This window comes from Pedococcus sp. KACC 23699, assembly GCF_045348425.1.
Lineage (GTDB): Bacteria > Actinomycetota > Actinomycetes > Actinomycetales > Dermatophilaceae > Pedococcus.
In genome coordinates, this window is sequence record NZ_CP157483.1 from 1,313,185 (window position 1) to 1,331,176 (window position 17,992).

21 protein-coding genes, 1 tRNA gene and 1 riboswitch are annotated in these 17,992 nt (G+C 70.3%); of the genes, 10 read left to right on the forward strand and 12 right to left on the reverse strand.

Going from position 1 to position 17,992, the window contains the following annotated elements:
- The first annotated feature begins 144 nt into the window (after positions 1 to 144).
- The 5 genes from ligD (at position 145) to ABEG17_RS06065 (ending at position 4,326) form a co-directional block, all read left to right on the forward strand.
- On the forward strand, positions 145 to 1,119 hold the full coding sequence (ligD, locus tag ABEG17_RS06045; protein ID WP_406832381.1) for a non-homologous end-joining DNA ligase: 975 nt from the start codon (positions 145 to 147) through the stop codon (positions 1,117 to 1,119).
- A 42-nt stretch (positions 1,120 to 1,161) separates the two neighbouring features.
- Positions 1,162 to 1,566, forward strand: a complete 405-nt coding sequence (locus ABEG17_RS06050) for a molybdopterin-binding protein (protein ID WP_406832382.1) — start codon at positions 1,162 to 1,164, stop codon at positions 1,564 to 1,566.
- Complete coding sequence (gene modA, locus ABEG17_RS06055; protein ID WP_406832383.1) at positions 1,563 to 2,393, forward strand: molybdate ABC transporter substrate-binding protein; 831 nt, start codon at positions 1,563 to 1,565, stop codon at positions 2,391 to 2,393. Before ABEG17_RS06050 ends, modA begins: the two co-directional genes overlap by 4 nt.
- A gap of 107 nt (positions 2,394 to 2,500) precedes the next feature.
- Complete coding sequence (locus ABEG17_RS06060) at positions 2,501 to 3,271, forward strand: ABC transporter permease (protein ID WP_406833143.1); 771 nt, start codon at positions 2,501 to 2,503, stop codon at positions 3,269 to 3,271.
- The gene (locus ABEG17_RS06065) at positions 3,268 to 4,326 is read left to right on the forward strand and encodes a sulfate/molybdate ABC transporter ATP-binding protein (RefSeq protein ID WP_406832384.1); all 1,059 of its coding nucleotides are present in this window, start codon (positions 3,268 to 3,270) and stop codon (positions 4,324 to 4,326) included. Before ABEG17_RS06060 ends, ABEG17_RS06065 begins: the two co-directional genes overlap by 4 nt.
- Positions 4,327 to 4,338: 12 nt before the next feature.
- Here ABEG17_RS06065 and ABEG17_RS06070 read toward each other — a convergent pair whose 3' ends face one another.
- Positions 4,339 to 4,707, reverse strand: coding sequence for a VOC family protein (locus tag ABEG17_RS06070; RefSeq protein ID WP_406832385.1), 369 nt, complete (start codon positions 4,705 to 4,707; stop codon positions 4,339 to 4,341).
- 83 nt (positions 4,708 to 4,790) lie between these two features.
- A complete protein-coding gene (locus ABEG17_RS06075; protein WP_406832386.1) occupies positions 4,791 to 5,027 on the reverse strand; it encodes a hypothetical protein in 237 nt (78 codons plus the stop codon).
- Positions 5,028 to 5,296: 269 nt separating this feature from the next.
- Between ABEG17_RS06075 and ABEG17_RS06080 the strand changes: the two genes are divergently transcribed.
- The 3 genes from ABEG17_RS06080 (at position 5,297) to ABEG17_RS06090 (ending at position 7,437) form a co-directional block, all read left to right on the forward strand.
- Positions 5,297 to 5,560: a hypothetical protein gene (locus tag ABEG17_RS06080; protein ID WP_406832387.1), complete on the forward strand. Its 264-nt coding sequence runs from the start codon at positions 5,297 to 5,299 to the stop codon at positions 5,558 to 5,560.
- A gap of 3 nt (positions 5,561 to 5,563) precedes the next feature.
- Complete coding sequence (locus tag ABEG17_RS06085; RefSeq protein WP_406832388.1) at positions 5,564 to 6,943, forward strand: DUF4331 domain-containing protein; 1,380 nt, start codon at positions 5,564 to 5,566, stop codon at positions 6,941 to 6,943.
- Between the two features lie 65 nt (positions 6,944 to 7,008).
- Entirely contained in the window at positions 7,009 to 7,437 is a 429-nt protein-coding gene (locus ABEG17_RS06090) for a hypothetical protein (protein WP_406832389.1), read from the forward strand.
- On the opposite strand, the gene ABEG17_RS06095 is transcribed toward ABEG17_RS06090, so the two are convergent.
- Positions 7,415 to 7,684, reverse strand: a complete 270-nt coding sequence (locus ABEG17_RS06095) for a Rho termination factor (RefSeq protein ID WP_406832390.1) — start codon at positions 7,682 to 7,684, stop codon at positions 7,415 to 7,417. The two genes, ABEG17_RS06090 and ABEG17_RS06095, sit on opposite strands and share 23 nt — an antisense overlap.
- Before the next feature lie 147 nt (positions 7,685 to 7,831).
- Here ABEG17_RS06095 and ABEG17_RS06100 point away from each other — a divergent pair, with 147 nt between their 5' ends.
- Complete coding sequence (locus tag ABEG17_RS06100) at positions 7,832 to 8,506, forward strand: HAD family hydrolase (protein WP_406832391.1); 675 nt, start codon at positions 7,832 to 7,834, stop codon at positions 8,504 to 8,506.
- Between the two features lie 16 nt (positions 8,507 to 8,522).
- Here the strand turns inward: ABEG17_RS06100 and ABEG17_RS06105 are convergent, their stop codons facing one another.
- Complete coding sequence (locus ABEG17_RS06105) at positions 8,523 to 9,218, reverse strand: hypothetical protein (protein ID WP_406832392.1); 696 nt, start codon at positions 9,216 to 9,218, stop codon at positions 8,523 to 8,525.
- A gap of 481 nt (positions 9,219 to 9,699) precedes the next feature.
- On the opposite strand from ABEG17_RS06105, the gene ABEG17_RS06110 reads away from it, so the two are divergent.
- Positions 9,700 to 9,981 (forward strand): WhiB family transcriptional regulator, encoded by a 282-nt coding sequence (locus tag ABEG17_RS06110; protein WP_406832393.1) that lies wholly within the window; start codon positions 9,700 to 9,702, stop codon positions 9,979 to 9,981.
- Between the two features lie 51 nt (positions 9,982 to 10,032).
- On the opposite strand, the gene ABEG17_RS06115 is transcribed toward ABEG17_RS06110, so the two are convergent.
- The 8 genes from ABEG17_RS06115 to ABEG17_RS06150 form a co-directional block, all read right to left on the reverse strand.
- Entirely contained in the window at positions 10,033 to 10,665 is a 633-nt protein-coding gene (locus ABEG17_RS06115; RefSeq protein WP_406832394.1) for a hypothetical protein, read from the reverse strand.
- Between the two features lie 249 nt (positions 10,666 to 10,914).
- Complete coding sequence (locus ABEG17_RS06120; protein WP_406832395.1) at positions 10,915 to 11,592, reverse strand: GAF and ANTAR domain-containing protein; 678 nt, start codon at positions 11,590 to 11,592, stop codon at positions 10,915 to 10,917.
- 74 nt (positions 11,593 to 11,666) lie between these two features.
- Complete coding sequence (locus ABEG17_RS06125; protein ID WP_406832396.1) at positions 11,667 to 12,407, reverse strand: GAF and ANTAR domain-containing protein; 741 nt, start codon at positions 12,405 to 12,407, stop codon at positions 11,667 to 11,669.
- A 453-nt stretch (positions 12,408 to 12,860) separates the two neighbouring features.
- Positions 12,861 to 12,933: transfer RNA gene (locus ABEG17_RS06130), tRNA-Thr, on the reverse strand.
- Between the two features lie 186 nt (positions 12,934 to 13,119).
- The gene (locus ABEG17_RS06135; protein WP_406832397.1) at positions 13,120 to 13,782 is read right to left on the reverse strand and encodes a transglycosylase family protein; all 663 of its coding nucleotides are present in this window, start codon (positions 13,780 to 13,782) and stop codon (positions 13,120 to 13,122) included.
- 78 nt (positions 13,783 to 13,860) lie between these two features.
- A riboswitch (cyclic di-AMP (ydaO/yuaA leader) is annotated at positions 13,861 to 14,041 on the reverse strand.
- A gap of 163 nt (positions 14,042 to 14,204) precedes the next feature.
- A complete protein-coding gene (locus ABEG17_RS06140; protein ID WP_406832398.1) occupies positions 14,205 to 15,704 on the reverse strand; it encodes a threonine/serine exporter ThrE family protein in 1,500 nt (499 codons plus the stop codon).
- Positions 15,704 to 17,449, reverse strand: coding sequence for a serine/threonine-protein kinase (locus tag ABEG17_RS06145; protein WP_406832399.1), 1,746 nt, complete (start codon positions 17,447 to 17,449; stop codon positions 15,704 to 15,706). Before ABEG17_RS06145 ends, ABEG17_RS06140 begins: the two co-directional genes overlap by 1 nt.
- Before the next feature lie 41 nt (positions 17,450 to 17,490).
- On the reverse strand, positions 17,491 to 17,919 hold the full coding sequence (locus tag ABEG17_RS06150; RefSeq protein ID WP_406832400.1) for a CBS domain-containing protein: 429 nt from the start codon (positions 17,917 to 17,919) through the stop codon (positions 17,491 to 17,493).
- Positions 17,920 to 17,992 lie beyond the last annotated feature (73 nt).

The following is a 17,992-nucleotide window of genomic DNA, read 5'->3' on the forward strand; positions in this document are numbered from 1 at the left end:
GTCGTGCCGGGCGCCGACAGGGCGTCCGCCACCCCGGCGGGCTGTTGGTGATGACGCCGTCGACGTCCTCGTCCAGGACCGAACACACGTATCCGCGAGTCGCGCAGGTGCCCCCCGCGGCACACGGCCCCTAGGTTGGGATCCATGGCACCCAAGGCGACGTCGCCCGCGATCGAGGTGGAGGTCGGCGAGCGCGACGTGCGCATCTCCAACCCGGACCGGGTCTACTTCCCCGAGCGCGGTGAAACCAAGCTCGACCTGGTCAACTACTACCTGTCGGTCGGCGACGGCATCGTCAACGCGCTGCGCGAGCGGCCGTGCATGATGCACCGCTTCCCCGAGGGCGTGGCGGGCGAGAAGGTGCACCAGAAGCGGGTGCCGCACGGCGCCCCACCGTGGCTGGAGACGGTGCGGGTGAAGTTCCCGCGCTACAACCGGACGGCGGACGAGCTGTGCGTCACCGAGCTGGCGCACGTGATCTGGGCGGTGCAGATGTCGACCGTGGAGTTCCACCCGTGGAACAGCCGCCGCGGCCACGTCGAGAAGCCCGACGAGTGGCGCATCGACCTCGACCCCGGCCCGGAGTGCCCGTGGGACCGGGTGCAGCGGGTGACCCACGTCGTCCACGAGGTGCTCGACGAGATCGGGGCGGTGGGCTGGCCCAAGACCAGTGGTGGATCGGGGCTGCACGTCTACGTCCGCATCGACCCCCAGTGGGGGTTCAAGGACGTACGGCGCGCCGCCCTCGCCTTTGCTCGCGAGGTGGAGCGCCGCGCCCCGGACGACGTGACGACGACCTGGTGGCGCAAGGACCGGGACCCGGCGGCGTTGTTCGTCGACTACAACCAGAATGCGCGCGACCACACCATCGCCAGCGCCTACTCCGTCCGGGGCAACCCCCGCGGCACCGTGTCGACGCCGATCCGCTGGGACGAGGTCGACGAGGTCACGCCCGACGACTTCACCATCGCCACGGTCCCGACGCGGTATGCCGAGCTCGGCGACCTGCACGCGGGGATCGACGGCGCGGTGTTCGAGATCGACCAGCTCGTCGAGTGGGCCGAGCGCGACGAACGCGACGGCGCCCAGGACCCGCCGGAAACCGCAGACGCGGACTGAGTCGCTCGCCATACCCGCAGTTGCGGACCTAGAGTAGAAGGTATGCCGCAGCTTCGGATCAAGGATGCCGCGACCTTCCTGGGGGTGAGCGACGACACCGTGCGCCGCTGGGTGGACAGCGGCGCCCTCGTGGCCGAGCCGGACGAGACCGGGCGCAAGGTGGTCGACGGCTACCAGGTCGCCCTCCTCGCCCGCGACCAGGCGCACACCGTGGCCGACCCGTCCACGGTCGGACGGTCCGCCCGCAACCGCTTCGTCGGACTCGTCACCGACATCAAGACCGACACCGTGATGGCCCAGGTCGAGCTGCAGTGCGGCCCGTTCCGCGTCGTCTCCCTGATGAGCAGCGAGGCCGTGCGCGACCTCGGCCTCGAGCTCGGCTCGGTCGCCATCGCCGTCGTGAAGTCCACGACCGTCATCGTCGAGACGCCCCAGGGAGCATCATGATCCGCCGTATCGGCCCCACCCGCCTGACCCTCGTCGCCACCGCCCTCACGCTCGCCATGGGGGTCGCCGCCTGCCGGAGCGGGTCAGCAGACTCCTCCTCGAGCGGATCGAGCTCCGGCGGGTCATCGTCGTCGAGCTCCAGTGGCCTGTCCGGCGAGATCACCGTCTTCGCCGCAGCGTCGCTGAAGAAGACGTTCACCCAGATCGGCGCGGACTTCGAGAAGACCCACCCGGGGACGACGGTGAGGTTCAGCTTCGCGGGGTCCTCCGATCTCGTGGCCCAGATCCAGCAGGGCGCGCCGGCCGACGTGTTCGCCTCGGCCGACACGAAGAACATGGACAAGGTGAGCGCCGAGTCGCTGACCAGCGGCCAGCCCATGGTGTTCGCGTCGAACACCCTCGAGATCGCCGTACCTCCTGGCAACCCCGCGAAGATCACCTCGTTCGCCGACCTCGCCAGGTCCGGGGTGAAGGTCGTCCTCTGCGCCCCGGCAGTCCCGTGCGGCTCGGCTGCCGCCAAGGTCGAGAAGTCCGCAGGGGTCGACATCGCGCCGGTCAGCGAGGAGCAGTCGGTCACCGACGTCCTCGGCAAGGTCACCGCCGGGGAGGCCGATGCCGGACTGGTCTACGTCACGGACGTCAAGGGCGCCGGTGACGCGGTCAAGGGGATCCCGTTCGCGCAGTCGAAGGCCGCCGTGAACTCCTACCCGATTGCCGCACTCAAGGCCTCGAAGAACGCAGCCGTCGCCGACGCCTTCGTCCAAACCGTCACCGGCGCCAGCGGCCAGCAGGTGCTCGCCGACGCCGGGTTCGCCAAGGCGCCGTGACCATCGCCCCCGACCGCGCCGACAGGAATGAACGCGCCGGTCGCCCTGACCGCGCCGGTCGCGCCGACCGCCGCCCGGCCCGGCCGCGAGCCCCGAGGTCGCCCCGCCTGGGCCTGCCGGGCTGGGTGTTCGTGCCTGCCGCCCTCGGCGCCGTGTTCGTCGTGCTGCCCTTGCTCGCGATGCTCACCCGCGTGGACTGGACGCAGTTCCCGGAGCTTGTGACGTCTGATTCCGCCCGTGCAGCCCTACTCCTCAGCCTGCGGACCTCCACCACGAGCACGGTGCTGTGCATCGTCTTCGGCGTCCCGATGGCGGTGGTCCTGGCCCGCACGGACTTCCGGGGCCAGTCGCTGCTGCGTTCGCTCGTCCTGCTGCCCCTGGTGCTGCCACCGGTCGTCGGCGGCATCGCCCTGCTCTACACGTTCGGCCGCAGGGGCCTGCTTGGCCACAGCATCGAGGTGCTCGGCCTGCAGATCGCGTTCTCGACCACTGCGGTCGTGCTCGCCCAGACCTTCGTCGCGCTGCCCTTCCTCGTCGTGAGCCTCGAAGGGGCCCTGCGAACCGGTGGCCAGCGCTACGAGGAGGTCGCTGCCACCCTCGGCGCCCGACCGACCACGGTGTTCCTGCGCGTGACGCTTCCGCTCGTGCTGCCGGGCCTGGCCTCCGGGGCGGTGCTCGCCTTCGCCCGGGCGCTGGGCGAGTTCGGCGCAACCATCACCTTCGCCGGGAGCCTCCAAGGCGTGACGCGGACCCTCCCCCTCGAGATCTACCTCCAGCGGGAGACCGATCCCCAAGCGGCAGTAGCCCTCTCGCTCGTCCTCGTGGTGGTGGCCACGGTGGTCATCACGGTAACCCGCCGGTCCCGGACCGCCCTGTGAGCCTCCACGCGACCATCCGCGTCCCCGGACGCGATCTCGACCTCGAGCTCTCCGTCGCGCACGGGCGCACGCTCGCGCTGCTCGGCGCCAACGGCGCCGGCAAGTCCACCGCTCTGGCGTCGATCGCCGGACTCCTCCACCCGGACTCCGGCGAGATCGTGCTCGGGGACCGGATCCTGTTCTCCTCCAACGGTTCCGGGACATGGGTGCCACCCCATGCTCGCGGCGTGGCCCTCCTCGCCCAGGAAGCCCGGCTCTTCCCCCACCTGTCGGTCACCGACAACGTCGCCTTCGGTCCGCGCAGCTCGGGTATGTCGCGTCGCGAGGCCCGCGCGCGGGCCGCCCACTGGCTCGCGGAGGTGGACGCGTCGGACCTGGCCGAGCGAAAGCCGTCTGCGCTGTCCGGCGGCCAGGCCCAGCGCGTCGCGATCGCCCGGGCCCTGGCCACCGAGCCGGAGCTGCTGCTCCTGGACGAACCGTTGTCGGCCCTCGATGTGGAGGCCGCCCCCACGATCCGCCAGCTGCTGCGGCGGGTGCTGCGCGGACGCACGACGGTCGTGGTCACCCACGACATCCTCGACGCGGTCCTGCTGGCCGACGACGTCTCGGTGCTCGAGGCCGGCAGCGTGGTCGAGCAGGGACCGACGAGCCGGGTGTTGTCCCGTCCGACGAGCGCCTTCGCCGCCCGGATCGCCGGGCTCAACCTCGTGCGCGGCCGCAGCGACGACACCGGTTCGGCCACGGCGGTGACGACACCGGACGGCCTGCGCGTGGAGGGGCTCGCCGAGGAACCGCTCCCTGCGGGCGACCCGGCCGTGGCGGTGTTCAGCCCCAGCTCGGTCGGCGTCTACCGCGAGACCCCGCACGGCAGCCCTCGCAATACGGTGCAGGCCACGGTCACCGACCTCGAACCGCACGGGCACCAGGTCCGGGTGCACACCGCATACCTGTCCGCGGACGTCACCCCGGCCGCCGTGGCCGAGCTCGGTCTCGCCATCGGCACGACGGTCGTCCTGACCGTCAAGGCGAGCGAGGTCGCCGTCTACGCGGCCTGATGACGCCGGCCGTCACCCTCGGACGGGCAGCTCCTGCAGGACCCAGCGGTTGCCGTCCGGGTCGCTGAAGTTGACGAAGCGACCCCACGCGAGCTGCTCGACCGGGGTGCACTCGATGCCACACTCCACGAGGTGGGCGTGTGCCTCGTCGGCGTCGGCGACGACGACCTGGATGTACTGCGCCTGGCCCTCCGGCAGCATCCCCAGGCCCTTGCCGAAGCAGAAGGAGCACGCCGACCCCGGTGGGGTGACCTGGACGAACCGCAGGTCCTCGCGCGGAGAGCCGTCCTGTTCGGCGACCCATCCCAGCTGCGCGTAGAAGTCCTTGGCGCGGTCGACGTCGGACACGGAGATGGGGACCAGCTCGATCTTGAAGTCCATGCTGCTGCCTTTCCTGAGGTGGGCGACAGCACCAGGCTACGAACCCTTGCGGCCAGTTCCCGTCCGCAAGACCAACCGAACCGTCAGGGGTTTCGGTGGTGCAGCTCGTCGATGATCTCCTGCTCCCGGGCCATCGCTGCGAGCACCTCGGGGTCGTCCAGCGACGTCCCGGCAGCACGCACGACGTCCTCGAGGTGGGCCAGCTCGGCGAGCAGCTGCCGGACGCTCGGCTCGGTGGCCCCATCCCCCGCGTCGGCCGCGACGCCACCCTCGGTGGACATCGGCTCAACCGGTCGTACCGACTCCAGGAAATCGGTCATCGGCGGCCTCCTTGCTCGCGGCGAAATGAAGGCTCCGACTGCTTGAAGCCCCATGATCATGAGTCGGTTTGTCCGAGCTTGTCAACGCCAGCGCCAACGCCTCGACCTTGCTCGGCGTCGCAACAACTGCTCGGAGCACTCTTCCCATCCGCTTGGGGCAGGGCTACGAATGTGAGGTGGGTCACTTCGGCCCCGGGGGCTCGATCTCGACCGGGGTGGCCACCAGCGCGGCTGCATCCCGCAGGCTGCGCCTGACGAAGGAGGGCCTCATGTCCGATGCCACAAGGCGCACGTTCCTGGCTGCCGCCGGGACGAGCGCCGCTGCCGCCGCTGCAGTGGCCGCAGCCCCGAGAGCAAGCGCAGCACCCTCGGCCACCGCCGTCACGGAGTCGTCGGCCCCGGCCGGCCAGCGCCTCGTGGCCTACGTGGACGACCCCCGGTCGGGTCGCGTCGTCCTGATGCACGGTGAGGACGAGGTCACCATCCAGGACGCGGACCTGGTCCGGCGCCTGACGCGCGCAGCGAGGAGGTGACCCATGTCCTCCCACCGCGAAGCCCCTGAGGTCTCCAAGGACCCGGTCGCCGACAACACCGACGTCTACGCGTTCGTCAGCCCCGACCGTCCTGACTCGGTCACGCTGATCGCCAACTTCATCCCCTTCCAGAACCCCCAGGGCGGTCCGAACTTCTACGAGTTCGGGGACGACGTCCTCTACGAGATCCACGTCAGCAACCGTGGCGACGCCCGGCCCGACGTGACCTACCAGTTCCGCTTCACCACCAAGGTCCGCCGTTCCGACACGTTCCTCTACAACGTGGGCCCGATCGGCTCCATCACCGACCCCAACTGGAACCGCCCGCAGTACTACTCGGTCACCCGGGTGGCCCGTGGCGACCGTCCCCGGCTGCTCGCCAGCCACCTCACCTGCCCGCCGGTCAACATCGGACCGCGTTCCACCCCGAACTACGCCCGCTTCACCGACCAGGCGGTCCACTCCATCCAGGGCGGCCGCAAGGTGTTCGCGGGACAGCGCGGTGAGGGCTTCCACGTCGACCTCGGGAGCATCTTCGACCTCGGCACCCTGCGCCCGTTCCAGATGGCCCACCTGATCCCGTCGGCCGCGGCAGTCGGTGTCAACGGCACCCAGGGCCTGAACGTCCACAGCATCGCCATCCAGGTCCCGACCCGTGACCTCACCCGGCACCACGACAAGCCCACCGACCCGATGTCCGCGCACTCGGTCATCGGTGTGTGGGCGACGGCCAGCCGACAGCGGACGCGCATCTGGGATCCCGAGCACGGCAGGAACACCTGGCACGGCAGGTGGGGCCAGGTCTCCCGGCTGGGCAACCCGTTGTTCAACGAGGTCATCACGCCCATGGCCAAGAAGGACGCGTGGAACGCCGCGCCTCCGCACGAGGACGAGGACTTCGCCAAGTATGTCGCGAAGCCCGAGCTGGCGCGCCTGCTCCCGGTCCTCTACCCCGGCGTCTTCCCCCACCTGGCGGCCTACACCAAGGACCGCGCAGACCTGCTCGCCATCCTGCTGACGGGCATCCCCAAGGGGGTCGTCCCCGGCTTCCAGAACTTCACGGGCACGACCCAGGCCGATCTGCTCAGGCTGAACGTGGCGGTGCCACCGACCAAGAAGCCCAACCCGATCGGGCTCGTCGCCGGCGACCCGGCCGGCTTCCCGAACGGCCGACGAATCATCGACGACGTCGTCGCGATCGAGCTGCGGGCGGTGGCCGGTGCCACCATTCCGCTCGTCGACCCGACCTTCACGCCGGACGCAGCCAGCGCCGGCCTCACCGACGGCACGAGCAACACCAACCTGCCGTACCTGGACACCTTCCCGTACCTCGGCAACCCCGCCGGCGGCTACCAGACGGCTCCTGGCCAACCGGCTGCCTGACCACCCCAAACCTGCCGGGCGACAGGCACGCGTCGCCCGGCAGGCTCCAGCCACGCGAGGTCTCCATGCACGCACCCGGAAAGACCGAGAACCCCTTCGCCGGCCAGGGCCCGGTCCTGCTCGACATCGGCGGCGACATCGGCGCGCTCGTCGTGGCCATGCCGCCCGAGACCGAAGGACTCGAGGTGGAGATCAGACCAGCAGGCTCCACCGCGGCCGCCACCGAGCATCGGGCCGACCACCGGCACGGCCACGCGCACGATCACCACAACGGCCACGCCCACGGACCGACGCACCACCCGCACGTGGCCGTCGTCGCTCGCCCCGGGGCGAACGGGCCGGCCCACTCCCTGGTCTACCCCGAGGTGTCCCAGGGCTCCTACGAGCTCGTCCCCATACCGGGCAACACCGTCGTGCTGACCGCGCAGGTCGAGGGTGGAGTCGTCACCCACGCAGCGTGGCCAGAGAGCCTCAGTGGTCGCGAAGCGCCTTGATGAGCTCCGCCTTCGACATCGAGGATCGTCCACGCACACCGATCTTCCGCGCTCGGTCCAGGAGGTCGGACTTGCTCCAGTCCTCGTAGTCGCCGCTGCGCCCACCCTTGGCCCCGACCGCCCGTCGGGAGGTGTTTGCAGCAGCGTTGGAGATGCGGGCTGCCTTCTCCTTGCTCGCACCGTCCTCGCGCAGCGCCTCATACATCTCGGGATCCTTGACCGACTGGCCTGGCTTGCGTGTGGGCATGACGACCTCCTTGGCGACGATGGGCCCATACATCTACCCGGTGCGATGCACCGTCGTCCCAACGTCGCATGTTTGGCGCCACCTCGCAGCGGGCACCTACCCGGACAAGTGGGTGCCGGCCGGCGCTCGACAGGGTGGGAGGAACCCATGTCCGACAGTCTCACGCGCGCCATGGGGGTGGTCTTCGACCTCGACGGCACGCTGGTCGACTCGACGTACGTCCACACCGTCTGCTGGTGGGAGGCGCTAGGGCAGTTCGGGCACGCCCGGCCGATGGCGGCGTTGCACCACGCGCTGGGGATGGACGCGGGTCGCATGCTCGACCACGTCCTCGGCGAGACGCACGACCCCACTCAGGACGAGGCGATCATCGCCGCCCACGACGCACTCTTCGCCACGTGGCACGAGCGCCTGCACCCGTTCCCGGCGGCCCGAGCCCTGTTGAACTGGTGCCGTGACGCCGGGCTCACGGTGGCCCTGGCCACCTCGGGTGGCAAGCGGAACCTGTGGGCCATGCTCGACGTCCTCGACCACCCCGACTTCGACATCGTCGTCACGGGCGACGACGTCGAGGGCGCTGCGCCGGGCCGTGGCCTGCTGGACACCGTCCTGTCCCGGGCCGACCTCGAGGCGGACTCGATGCTCGTCGTCGGCGACTCGATCTGGGACATGCACGCAGCGGCCCGTCTCGGGTCACCGGCCCTGGGGGTCGCGACCGGTGGCACGAGTGCCCACGAGCTCCAGCAAGCCGGGGCCGAGCTGACCTACGCCGACCTCGGCGCCCTGAACCGTGCCCTGCAGGACGCTCGGAAGAGCGCATGACCCCACCGACCGCCCGTCACTTGAGCAGGCTCACCCCACGGGCGATGACGAGCACCGACAACATCAGCGCCGACACCGACTCCAGTGCCATCAGGGACTTCACGCGCGGCGAGAGCGGCATCGTGTCGGTCGGGCTGAACGCGGACGAGTTCGTCACGGAGACATAGAGATAGTCGATGAAACCGGGCACCCAGCCCGACTTGGCGGCCGAGCGGGCAGCCACCTCGCCGATCGCGTCATGGTCCTCGTCCTGGGGGAAGCGGAAGTCGGCCACGGGCAGACCGGGGCGGGCGGTCTGGGTCCGGGCGACCGGGCCCCCACGGTCCAGCTCCCAGAAGGCGAGGGCGAACATCAGGACGTTGGTGAGCCAGACCTGAGCCGCCGCCACCAGCAAGCTGCCGCCCTGGTTGGCCTGCCCCGAGACCAGCTCCCTCACGAGCAGGACGAGCGCACACCCGTTCGTCAGGGCGATGATCAGCACCAGGGCGATGGAGAGCTTGCGCAGCCAGCGGTTGTCCCTCGTCATGCGGCGGGGGTTGGCCGCGACGAGCGGGACGAACAGGAGCACCTCCAGCGCGGGCACCAGCACCCGCGGGCCGAGCAGGAGGCCCTGGGGCAGCGCGGCATACAGGCCGATGGCGACGAGGACCGCCAGCGCAGCGGGGAGGCGCACCTCGCCCGGGTGCTGCCGACGGTGGATCTGGGTGCTCACGACCTCGGTCTACCCCGTCGGGACCCTGCGGTCCCGGCGCCACTCCGATGGCCTCGACCCAGCTTCGCCGAAGGTCGGGCATGTCGGGGCCCCCGCCGGCAAGCAGGCCGACCGTCACGGCGTGAAGAAGTTCTGGCCGCACGCGTCCACGTGTCCCGGCCGTCGGGTGAAGGGACTTAGGTCTCTTGGAGACCAACTCCCCGGCGACCACAGTGGATAGCGGAGGAACGGTCGCTGTCGGGGGACGGCGGACGTATCCATCCGGGCGGGCGAGTCAGGGGCGTCGAACCCGCCATGGCTGTCCTTCCCGGCCACTTGGCCGGGGAGGGCAGCCCTTCTGTGTGGGCACCGCCGGACAGCGGCCGGGGCAGCTGAGGGCGGTCACGTGAGGTTCAGGCGCGGACTTCGCGCGTGGACTTGCTTCGTGAATCACTTTTGAATAAGTTTTGAACAGGTTTCACCATCCCCCAAGGAGCGCCCCATGGCCAGCATCAAGCGACTGCCCCGCCCACTGTTGAGCACGTACGAGTGGCAGATCGAGGGTGCCTGCCGCAGCACCGACCCGGAGGAGTTCTTCCCCGGCGACGCCGAACGCGGCAACAAGCGCCTCAACCGGGAGCAGCGCGCCAAGGCCTTGTGCGCGACGTGCCCGGTGCTGCAGCAGTGCTTCGACCACGCGATGGCCGTGCAGGAGCCGTATGGCGTGTGGGGCGGCACGACCCCTGAGGACCGGGAGGCCCTCAGGCGCGGCGTCGCCGTCTAGCCCGGCTCGACGCGGCACCCCCAGGACTGCCGTGACCGGGTGAGATCACCTCTAGGCACCACCCCCAGGCAACAGCCGGAGGAGTGGGACGTCCGACCCGGCAGCCTCGGCGGAAATCAGCTGGTCATCGTTGGGTGCGAACCCTTGTCCGGCGTCTGGGTCAAGGTCGCCGAGCATCTGGAGGACAGTCGCGACGTCGAGGCCGTTGCTGGCAGCCGCAAGGGCAATGCCCACGTCCCGTGCCGCAGCCAGTTCACGCCTCAGCTGCGTGATGACGTCCGCGGCATGGGCCCGCTCGATCGCCTCCTCGATGAGGATCACCATGAGCTCTGCAGTCAGGGCCGCGGCCCCCGTGAGGTCCTCGCTGGTTTCCGAGGTCAGGACCAAGGCCCCCGTTGCCCAGCGGTCGTGCGTCCTGAGGGACAGCGACAGGGAGTTCGGCGCCGGGGACGGGACGACTTGGCGCTCCCCGAGGCGCACGCGATCGGCCCGTGAGAAGGCGGGCTGCCTGTCCCCGTGACGGGTGACGGAAAGCTGCGCGGACGTCGCCACCGGCACGGCTCGCAGCACGAGCTCGGGGGCCTGGACGAAGACCTTGTCGAAGGTGGCAGCCTTCAGCACTCCCGCCGCCTCCGCGACGGCGTCCATGGCGAGCGCCGCGGTGACATCCGATGGCCTACTCATGGCGTGTCCATGACTGCACGAGCACCATCACCACAGGCCGCGGGCGACCCACAGTGAACTCATCAAGCCAGACCATCCGCTCCACCGTCCCGTTTGCATCGTTGAGATCGACACACCACCGGGTCTGGGGCGGCTCCTTGTCAAAAGGCTGTGATTGGGAATTTTCCAGACGCGGTTGGGTGTGTCAACCCCCTGGGTGAACGGCCCGACACCTGATCCGGCGCACGGCCAGAGCCCACGTCCGCGGCCTCAGGGCAGGATCGCTGCCGACCTGGCGTATTCGAGCAGATCCTGGCCCCGCATCGAGCGGTTGACCACCTGCTCCGCCACCGAGGTCAGTGTGCGTCCGTGGTCGCGGGCATACCGCCGCAATACGGTGAAGGCGTCGTTCATTGCCAACCCTCCTTCATTTGCCAGCACGCCCTTGGCCTGCTCGAGAAGGATTCGACTGGTCAAGGCTTCCTGCAGCTGGGTGTTGACGAGGTCGCGGTCCGAGGCGGCCTTCTCGTTGACGATGGCCACACCCGCCACGTGGACCATCGCCTGAGCAAGTGCCAGGTCGTCAGGATCCAGACGGCCCACGGAGTAGCCGAAGAGCCCCACAGAACCGAGGACACGGTCACGCAGCGTCATCGGCAGCGCGTGCACAGATGCAAACCCGGCTGCCTCAGCAGCCTCGACGAAAGCGGGCCAGCGGTGGGCCTCGGCCCGCAGGTCAGGGACGACGACCGGTTCGCCGCTGTTGAAGCAGTCCAGGCAAGGTCCCTGCACCTTCTGGAGCTGGAACGCCTCGAGGTGGCGAATGCGTTCGGACGAGGCCGCCATCAGATGGAGAACGCCACGACCATCGGCCAACAAGAGGCCAGCGGCGTCGATGTCGAGGAGACGCACGCAGTTCCCGGTCCATTCCGACAGCATCTCGACCATGTCGTACCCCTGCACGAGCTCGTCGGACAGGTCGACGAACGCCTGGATGATGTCGTGCTCTCTGGAGCTCGCCATTACGCACTCCCACCGTGACCGGGCTCGTCGCGTTCCAACACCAGTCGGCGTTCGACGATGGCCGTGGCGACTTGGCTGGCGGTCTGGTTGGTGGCGATCGCGTGCGCTCTCAAGCGGACCAGTGCTTCAGGAGCGTCAACGTCCAGCTGGGAGATCAGCATGCCGGTCGCCTGGTAGACCTCGACGCGGTCCAGGCCTTCGAGATCGGCCCAGGAGTCTTCGGCGGTTCCCGTGGGCTCGGTGCTCGCGATCAGGTCGAGAAGCGGGAGGGATGCCAGTTCCGCAGCCAACAGACCACCGGCAAGATGCTCTGCTGTCATGGGGCCGGGGCTGGCTCTGAACAAATCCAGGGCTCCGACACAGGCGGCCGTGACCATGACGGGGATGGCGAAGACGGCACGGATCCCGTCGCTGAGCACGGCATCGGCGAAAGCGGGCCAACGCCCCTCGGACGGGGAGTCGAGGTCCGGCGCCAACACCGCCTGTCGGGCGACCGCCGCGTCGAGGCAAGGACCTTCACCAAAGGTGAACTGGTACTCATCGAGGCGGCGACTCGCCTCACTGCTGGCGCCGAAGGTCCCGCGCGACGAGCCCTCATAGACCATGGAGATCGCCGCACCGTCCACACCCAGGAGGTCGACGCAGGCACCGCACAAGTCGTTGGCGACCCCGAGCCCGGGCTTGGAGGTGGCCATGATGGAGCCCAGCTCTCCCCGCATGCCTTCCAACGAGAACGCCATCCGCTGCCTCCCGCCGATGCTCGGTGGTCGCGATAAGCGCCCAGAACTGCCCTTCGTCTACCTTCCAACCGTACACGCGAACAGTGTTGACCGGAGGCCGTCCGACCGCCCTGGGACCGACTGCGATCGTGCGCGAACCATGGCATCGACGTCGCAGCCTCTACCTCGGGCAAGGACGAGGGCGCTGGCTGTCGGCTGCTGTCGGTGGGTTCCGGGGCGGGTGCGCTGCACCTCATGAGTCGATAAACTGGGGTTCTGGACCGTGATCCCCTGAGCGGTCCAGGTGGCGTCGATTTCAGACCGAGCCCCCGTCCGGAGTCGCGCTGCCAGCCTTCGAACTGGCTGTTGGGCCAAGGATCTGGGACCGGCCTCGAGAGGACCGTCATCGCGCGCTCGCAAGCATGCGCGAGCCGCTCGACGCAGGGCCGGCGCATGCGTTTCCGCTGCTGAGAGAGCCGACGAGGGGACTTGAACCCCTAACCCCCTGTTTACAAGACAGGTGCGCTGCCAATTGCGCCACGCCGGCACGTCGGCCGGACGCGCCGGCAGACGGCGACGATGCTACCCACGGCGTAGACCCAACCCCCAAACGAGTCGCCCCCCAACGAGTCGAGGTGGACTCGCCGGGGAGTTCCCGGCGAGTCCACCTCGATGGCGCAGCGTGACGACGCGACCTCGACACCACCTCGGCGCCGTTGCGGCGCCGGCTGGGTCAGTGGCGGTTCAGGTACGCCTGCAGGGTCCTCACGGTGGCGCGGTCCAGCGTGTGCGAGCCGTTCCTCTTGGCGCCGATCTTGGTCTGGAGGGCGCGGATGGTGCGCGGGCCGATGGCGCCGTCGGGCGTGGAGCCGACCTTGCGCTGCAGGGCCTTGACGTCCGAGAACGAGAGCGACCCGTTGACGGAACCGCCCACCCAGCGCTCGATGGCGCGGTTGGTCATCGGACCGCGGACGCCGTCGACGACGAGCTTCCCGCTGGAGACCGCCCGGGTGTAGGACTTCGGCGGGGCCTTGCGGACGGTGGAGCGCGACGCGCGAGCGGTCGAACCCGAGTCGGCAGCACCGCCGTTGGCGCGGGTCAGGCCGGCGCGGGCGCCGCAGGTCGGCCAGGCGCCGGGGCCCTGGGCAGCCAGGACCCTCTTCGCGACGGCGATCTGCTCGCCCTTGGAGGCGCGGTTCGCGGAGCTGGCGTAGCGGCCGCCACCGAACGCGTTCCAGGTGCTGCTGGAGAACTGCAGACCGCCGTAGTAGCCGTTGCCGGTGTTGATCGACCAGTTGCCGCCGCTCTCACAGGCGGCGACGCTGTCCCACACGGTGGAGGCGGACGCGGAGGTGGCGGTCACCATGCCACCGGCGACGGTGGCGGCGCCGACCATGGCGGCACCTGCCAGACGGCGACGAACGGGTTGGGGCTTCCGAGCAGAGTGCTTGGGGGCATAGAACATTGCAGGGGGGTCCTTCCTGACCGGCGCCTGCGAGGTGAGCTGTCGGGTTCGGGCTGTCAGGTGCCCGGCCGGCGTGAGCCGGCTTCACCCCAAGACCGCCGCAGCGGTCGGGTTGGGTCCCCCGTCCTCGTCGTTGCCCGGAGCTGTTCCGGTGAAACACCCGCGTGACGAGGCTCGGCGCGGCGGGTGTGCAAGTGGATGGGAATGCGGTGCTGTGCAGTTGTCGGCGCGAATGCGCTGGTTAAAGGTAAGGGCCGGATCCCGCAGTCACAAGCCGGTGACCAAAAGAAGAACCAAAGGAGGTATGGCGCTTTCGTCCCTTTTGTGGGATCTCCACCCGGGGACACATCGGGTCAACGACGCCGAACCCGACGCTTCTGCACCATGCGCCGGTCGAACGGGGCTGCCAGGAACTCCCCCAGGACACTGCCCGCCGCGATGGCGAGCAGCACCGCCATCGCGCCCAGCAACGTGGTGATGCCGCCTTGCAACGACAGTGACCCCGAGTCGGCGGACGACCCGTTCACCATCTCGTAGAGGCCACGGAAGATCGCTAGACCCGGCAACAGGCCGTACGACGCCGGCACGGCGAGCACCATGGCAGGGGCCCCCATGCGCAGGGCCAGCAGCCGCCCCCCGAACCCCAGGACGGTGGCCGCGACGCCGGCGGCGGCGAGCTGGCCCAGGGCGTCGAGCCGGTCGACGCCGAGCGACACCCCCACCCCCAGGGCAGAGAGCAGACCCGCGGGGACGACGAGGTTGCGCCGGCTGCGCAGGGACACCGCCCCCGACATGCCGACGACGAACGCTCCGACCACGGCGAGCGGGACGGGGGCGCTCAGGGCGCGGGTCGCCATGACCGACGGGGACACCAGCTGCAGGTCGAACGTCGTGGTGAGCGCCAACGTCACGGACAGTCCGGTGGCGACCCCGAGGATGATCCCGGCCGTGGTGAGGAACACCGCGAACATGCGGCCGGCGCCGGTCACCGAGTACCCCGAGATCGCGTCCTCGAAGGCGGAGGCGACGGTGCGCCCCGGGAGCAGCACCGTGATGCCTCCGGCGACGATGAAGGCGAACTCCTCCGAGGACACCGGCACCCAGCCGCTCGCCCCCAGGCTGAACGCGCCCCAGGCGATGGCCGTCGCGAGGAACCCGCCGATCGCGCACTGGTAGAAGTCGGGCAGGCCACGGCGTCCGGTGGCGCGCGCGGCATACCCGACCAGCAGGGCCGAGCCCCCGGCGACGAGCGCGGCGACCAGCCCGGCACCGAGCATGAGGGCGACCGCGGCCGAGAGGACACCGAGGGAGCCGCGCACCATCCATCGCGGCCAGAACCGTGGGGCCCGGCGGATCTCGCGCAGTCTTGCCGCGGCGGCCTCGAGGTCGTAGCTGCCGGCCACGAGGTTCTCGACGAACTCGTGCACGGCGGTGAGTCGGTCGAAGTCCCGGGTCGCTGAGCGCACGACCCGGAGCATGGTGATCGAGGTGCCCGACGCGGACGTGCACTGCACGAGCAGGGACTGCAGGGTGATGTCGACCTCGAGGTTGTCGAGCCCGGCGGCAGCAGCGACCGCGATGACGGAGGACTCCACCTGGGGCGCGCCCGCGCCACAGCGCAGCATCAGCTCACCGACCCGCAGGGCCAGGTCGAGCGACGCACGCGCCTCACGCTCCTCGGCCGCGGCCTGGCGCACGCGGGCGTCCCGGTAGGGCGTGTGCCGCAGCGAGTCGACCATCTGGATGGTGTCGGTGATCTCCTCACCGCGCCAGATCCGGCTCTGTCGCAGCGTCGGGCGTCGAAGGGGCCTGCGCTCTGGCAACGGGGGTGGCGGGTTGACTCCCGAGGCCATCAGGTCCTCGCGCCCGGCACGAGCACGGACGGCTGCTGGACGGGCCACCACTGCGGAACACCCGCCGCCTCGAGGCTCCACACCGCAAGCCCTGCGGCGGCGACGAGCAGGAGCACGGCGACGACCTTGCCGGTGCGCGGCCCGGGGCTCGTGCCGCGCACGATGCTGCGCGAGCCACGACGCAGGCCCGCGCCACCGGGTCCCCACCAGGCCATCAGCGCGGTGACGAACGCGCCGACGGCGATGGGCCCCGACCGCGCCGGCTCCGGCGAGCCCCCGGTCACGGCCACGATCGCGAGGGCGGCACTGAACACCGCGCACACCCCCACCACCGCGGGCAGGATCGCGCTCACGAGCGTCGCGACGAGCCCCAGCACCAGGTGCCAGGGGCTGGCGGCCACCGCGAACGGCACGTCCGAGCGACGGCGGCCCTTGGTGTGCCGGCGCAGGACCAGGGACGTCACCGACCGATCGGCGGTGCGCGCCGCCCACGACCACAGCACGGCGACGACGGCCGCGACGACGGGGAAGGCCGCAGCGCCCGCGACCAGCGCAGCGAGCAGGGCCAGCAGCGTCCCGGTCCGTCCGGCACGACCGATCCGCGGATCGGGTCCGCCGGCGTCACCCTCCCACGCGGCCTGCCAGTCCGAAGGCTCACCCTCGGGCTCCTCGGCCCCCACGAGCTCCGAGCCGTCGTCCCACGCCGGGCCGTCCGAGCCGGTGCGCACCGGCCCAGCGGGCCGCCCACCGGACACCGGGGCGTACTCGTCCCGGTCCACGGGCAGCGCCACCGGGCCGACCGGACCTCGCTGGGCGACCGGGGGGCGGTCCCACTGCGAGGTGGGCCGCTGCTCCAGCACCTGCGTATGGCGCGGGGGTGCGCTGAGCACGGCCGTCACCGGCCGGCCCGTGGCATAACGCTCGAGGGCCTCGACCACCTCCCCGGAGTCCGGGCGCTGGCGAGGTTCGGGCGACAGCGCGGCCTGCAGGAGGGGTGCCAGCCTGGGGTCGACGCCGGTGAGGTCGGGCTCACCGCGGCTCACGCGGTTGAGCACCACGTCCATGGGTCCGCGGCCGAAGGGCGGGGCACCGCTCGCGGCGAAGGCGAGCGTCGCCGCCCACCCCCACCAGTCGGTGGCCTCGGTGACGGGAGCACCCTCGACGACCTCGGGCGACAGGTAGCCCGGGGTGCCCATGACCAGACCGGTCAGGGTGATGCGTACGTCGTCGGCGACGTGCGCGATCCCGAAGTCGATGAGGACCGGGTCACCGTCGAGCATGAGGACGTTTCCCGGCTTGAGGTCCCGGTGGATGACGTCGGCGGCGTGGATGGCGTCGAGGGCCTCGGCGAGCCCCCTGCCGAGCGACAGCAGCGGCGTGCCGACGATCGGGCCGTGCTCCTTGACGACGTCGTCGAGCGCCGGACCGGGCACGTAGCGGGTCACCAGGTAGGGGCGTTCGCCGTCGAGGTCGGCATCGATCACCGCGGCGACGCGGGCGTCGCGGATCCGACCCAGCACGTCGACCTCACGGGCCAGCCGGGTGCGCGCGTCCTTGTCGTGGGCGATGTGCGGGCGCAGCAGCTTGAGCGCGACGGCACGGCCGTGCGGGTCCAGGGCGAGGTGCACCACACCCATACCGCCCTCGCCGATCTGCTGGATCAGGCGGTACGGCCCGACCCGCGGCCCCTCCGTCACACTGGTCCTGTCGCCGCTCTCGCTCCCCTCGATGGCCTCGGTCCGCATCCTCCTACGGTAAGGGAGGCGCTCAGCGGAAACGGGTGAGGCTACTGCTGGATGTAGCCAACGAGTTGGTCACGCTCGGTCTGGAGCTCGTCGATCCGGTGCTTGACGATGTCGCCGATGCTGACGATCGCCCGCAGCCGACCGTCGACGACGACGGGGACGTGGCGGATCCGCAGCTCAGTCATCGTGCGGGCGAGGTCCTCGATGGCGGCGTCGGGGTCGCAGGTGGTCACCTCGGCGGTCATGATCGCCGAGATGGGGAGGCTGAGCACGGCTGCACCCTTGCTGTGGAGGTGCCGGACGATGTCGCGCTCGCTGACGATCCCGTCCACGGAGGACTGGTCCGTGGACACCACGACGGCACCGATCCGGTGCTCCTCGAGGAGCTGCAGGAGCCGTTCGACCGTCTCCTCCGGGCGGACGGTCACGACCTGGTCACCCTTGCGACGCACCACATCCGAGATCTTCATGCTCAGACGTTAGACCGCAGGGAGGGTCCTCGCTAGGGGAGATCTCGGCAGCCCGCCGGGGCGCGTCATAGGG

Coding starts and splice junctions, on each gene's coding strand:
- ABEG17_RS06140 (WP_406832398.1), bottom strand. CDS start 15,704: ATGGCCTCGGGAGTCAACCCGCCACCCCCGTTGCCAGAGCGCAGGCCC.
- ABEG17_RS06145 (WP_406832399.1), bottom strand. CDS start 17,449: ATGCGGACCGAGGCCATCGAGGGGAGCGAGAGCGGCGACAGGACCAGT.
- ligD (WP_406832381.1), top strand. CDS start 145: ATGGCACCCAAGGCGACGTCGCCCGCGATCGAGGTGGAGGTCGGCGAG.
- ABEG17_RS06115 (WP_406832394.1), bottom strand. CDS start 10,665: ATGAGTAGGCCATCGGATGTCACCGCGGCGCTCGCCATGGACGCCGTC.
- ABEG17_RS06100 (WP_406832391.1), top strand. CDS start 7,832: ATGTCCGACAGTCTCACGCGCGCCATGGGGGTGGTCTTCGACCTCGAC.
- ABEG17_RS06050 (WP_406832382.1), top strand. CDS start 1,162: ATGCCGCAGCTTCGGATCAAGGATGCCGCGACCTTCCTGGGGGTGAGC.
- ABEG17_RS06085 (WP_406832388.1), top strand. CDS start 5,564: ATGTCCTCCCACCGCGAAGCCCCTGAGGTCTCCAAGGACCCGGTCGCC.
- ABEG17_RS06070 (WP_406832385.1), bottom strand. CDS start 4,707: ATGGACTTCAAGATCGAGCTGGTCCCCATCTCCGTGTCCGACGTCGAC.
- ABEG17_RS06080 (WP_406832387.1), top strand. CDS start 5,297: ATGTCCGATGCCACAAGGCGCACGTTCCTGGCTGCCGCCGGGACGAGC.
- ABEG17_RS06090 (WP_406832389.1), top strand. CDS start 7,009: ATGCACGCACCCGGAAAGACCGAGAACCCCTTCGCCGGCCAGGGCCCG.
- ABEG17_RS06125 (WP_406832396.1), bottom strand. CDS start 12,407: ATGGCGTTCTCGTTGGAAGGCATGCGGGGAGAGCTGGGCTCCATCATG.
- ABEG17_RS06075 (WP_406832386.1), bottom strand. CDS start 5,027: ATGACCGATTTCCTGGAGTCGGTACGACCGGTTGAGCCGATGTCCACC.
- ABEG17_RS06120 (WP_406832395.1), bottom strand. CDS start 11,592: ATGGTCGAGATGCTGTCGGAATGGACCGGGAACTGCGTGCGTCTCCTC.
- ABEG17_RS06110 (WP_406832393.1), top strand. CDS start 9,700: ATGGCCAGCATCAAGCGACTGCCCCGCCCACTGTTGAGCACGTACGAG.
- modA (WP_406832383.1), top strand. CDS start 1,563: ATGATCCGCCGTATCGGCCCCACCCGCCTGACCCTCGTCGCCACCGCC.
- ABEG17_RS06150 (WP_406832400.1), bottom strand. CDS start 17,919: ATGAAGATCTCGGATGTGGTGCGTCGCAAGGGTGACCAGGTCGTGACC.
- ABEG17_RS06135 (WP_406832397.1), bottom strand. CDS start 13,782: ATGGTCGGCGCCGCCACCGTCGCCGGTGGCATGGTGACCGCCACCTCC.
- ABEG17_RS06095 (WP_406832390.1), bottom strand. CDS start 7,684: ATGCCCACACGCAAGCCAGGCCAGTCGGTCAAGGATCCCGAGATGTAT.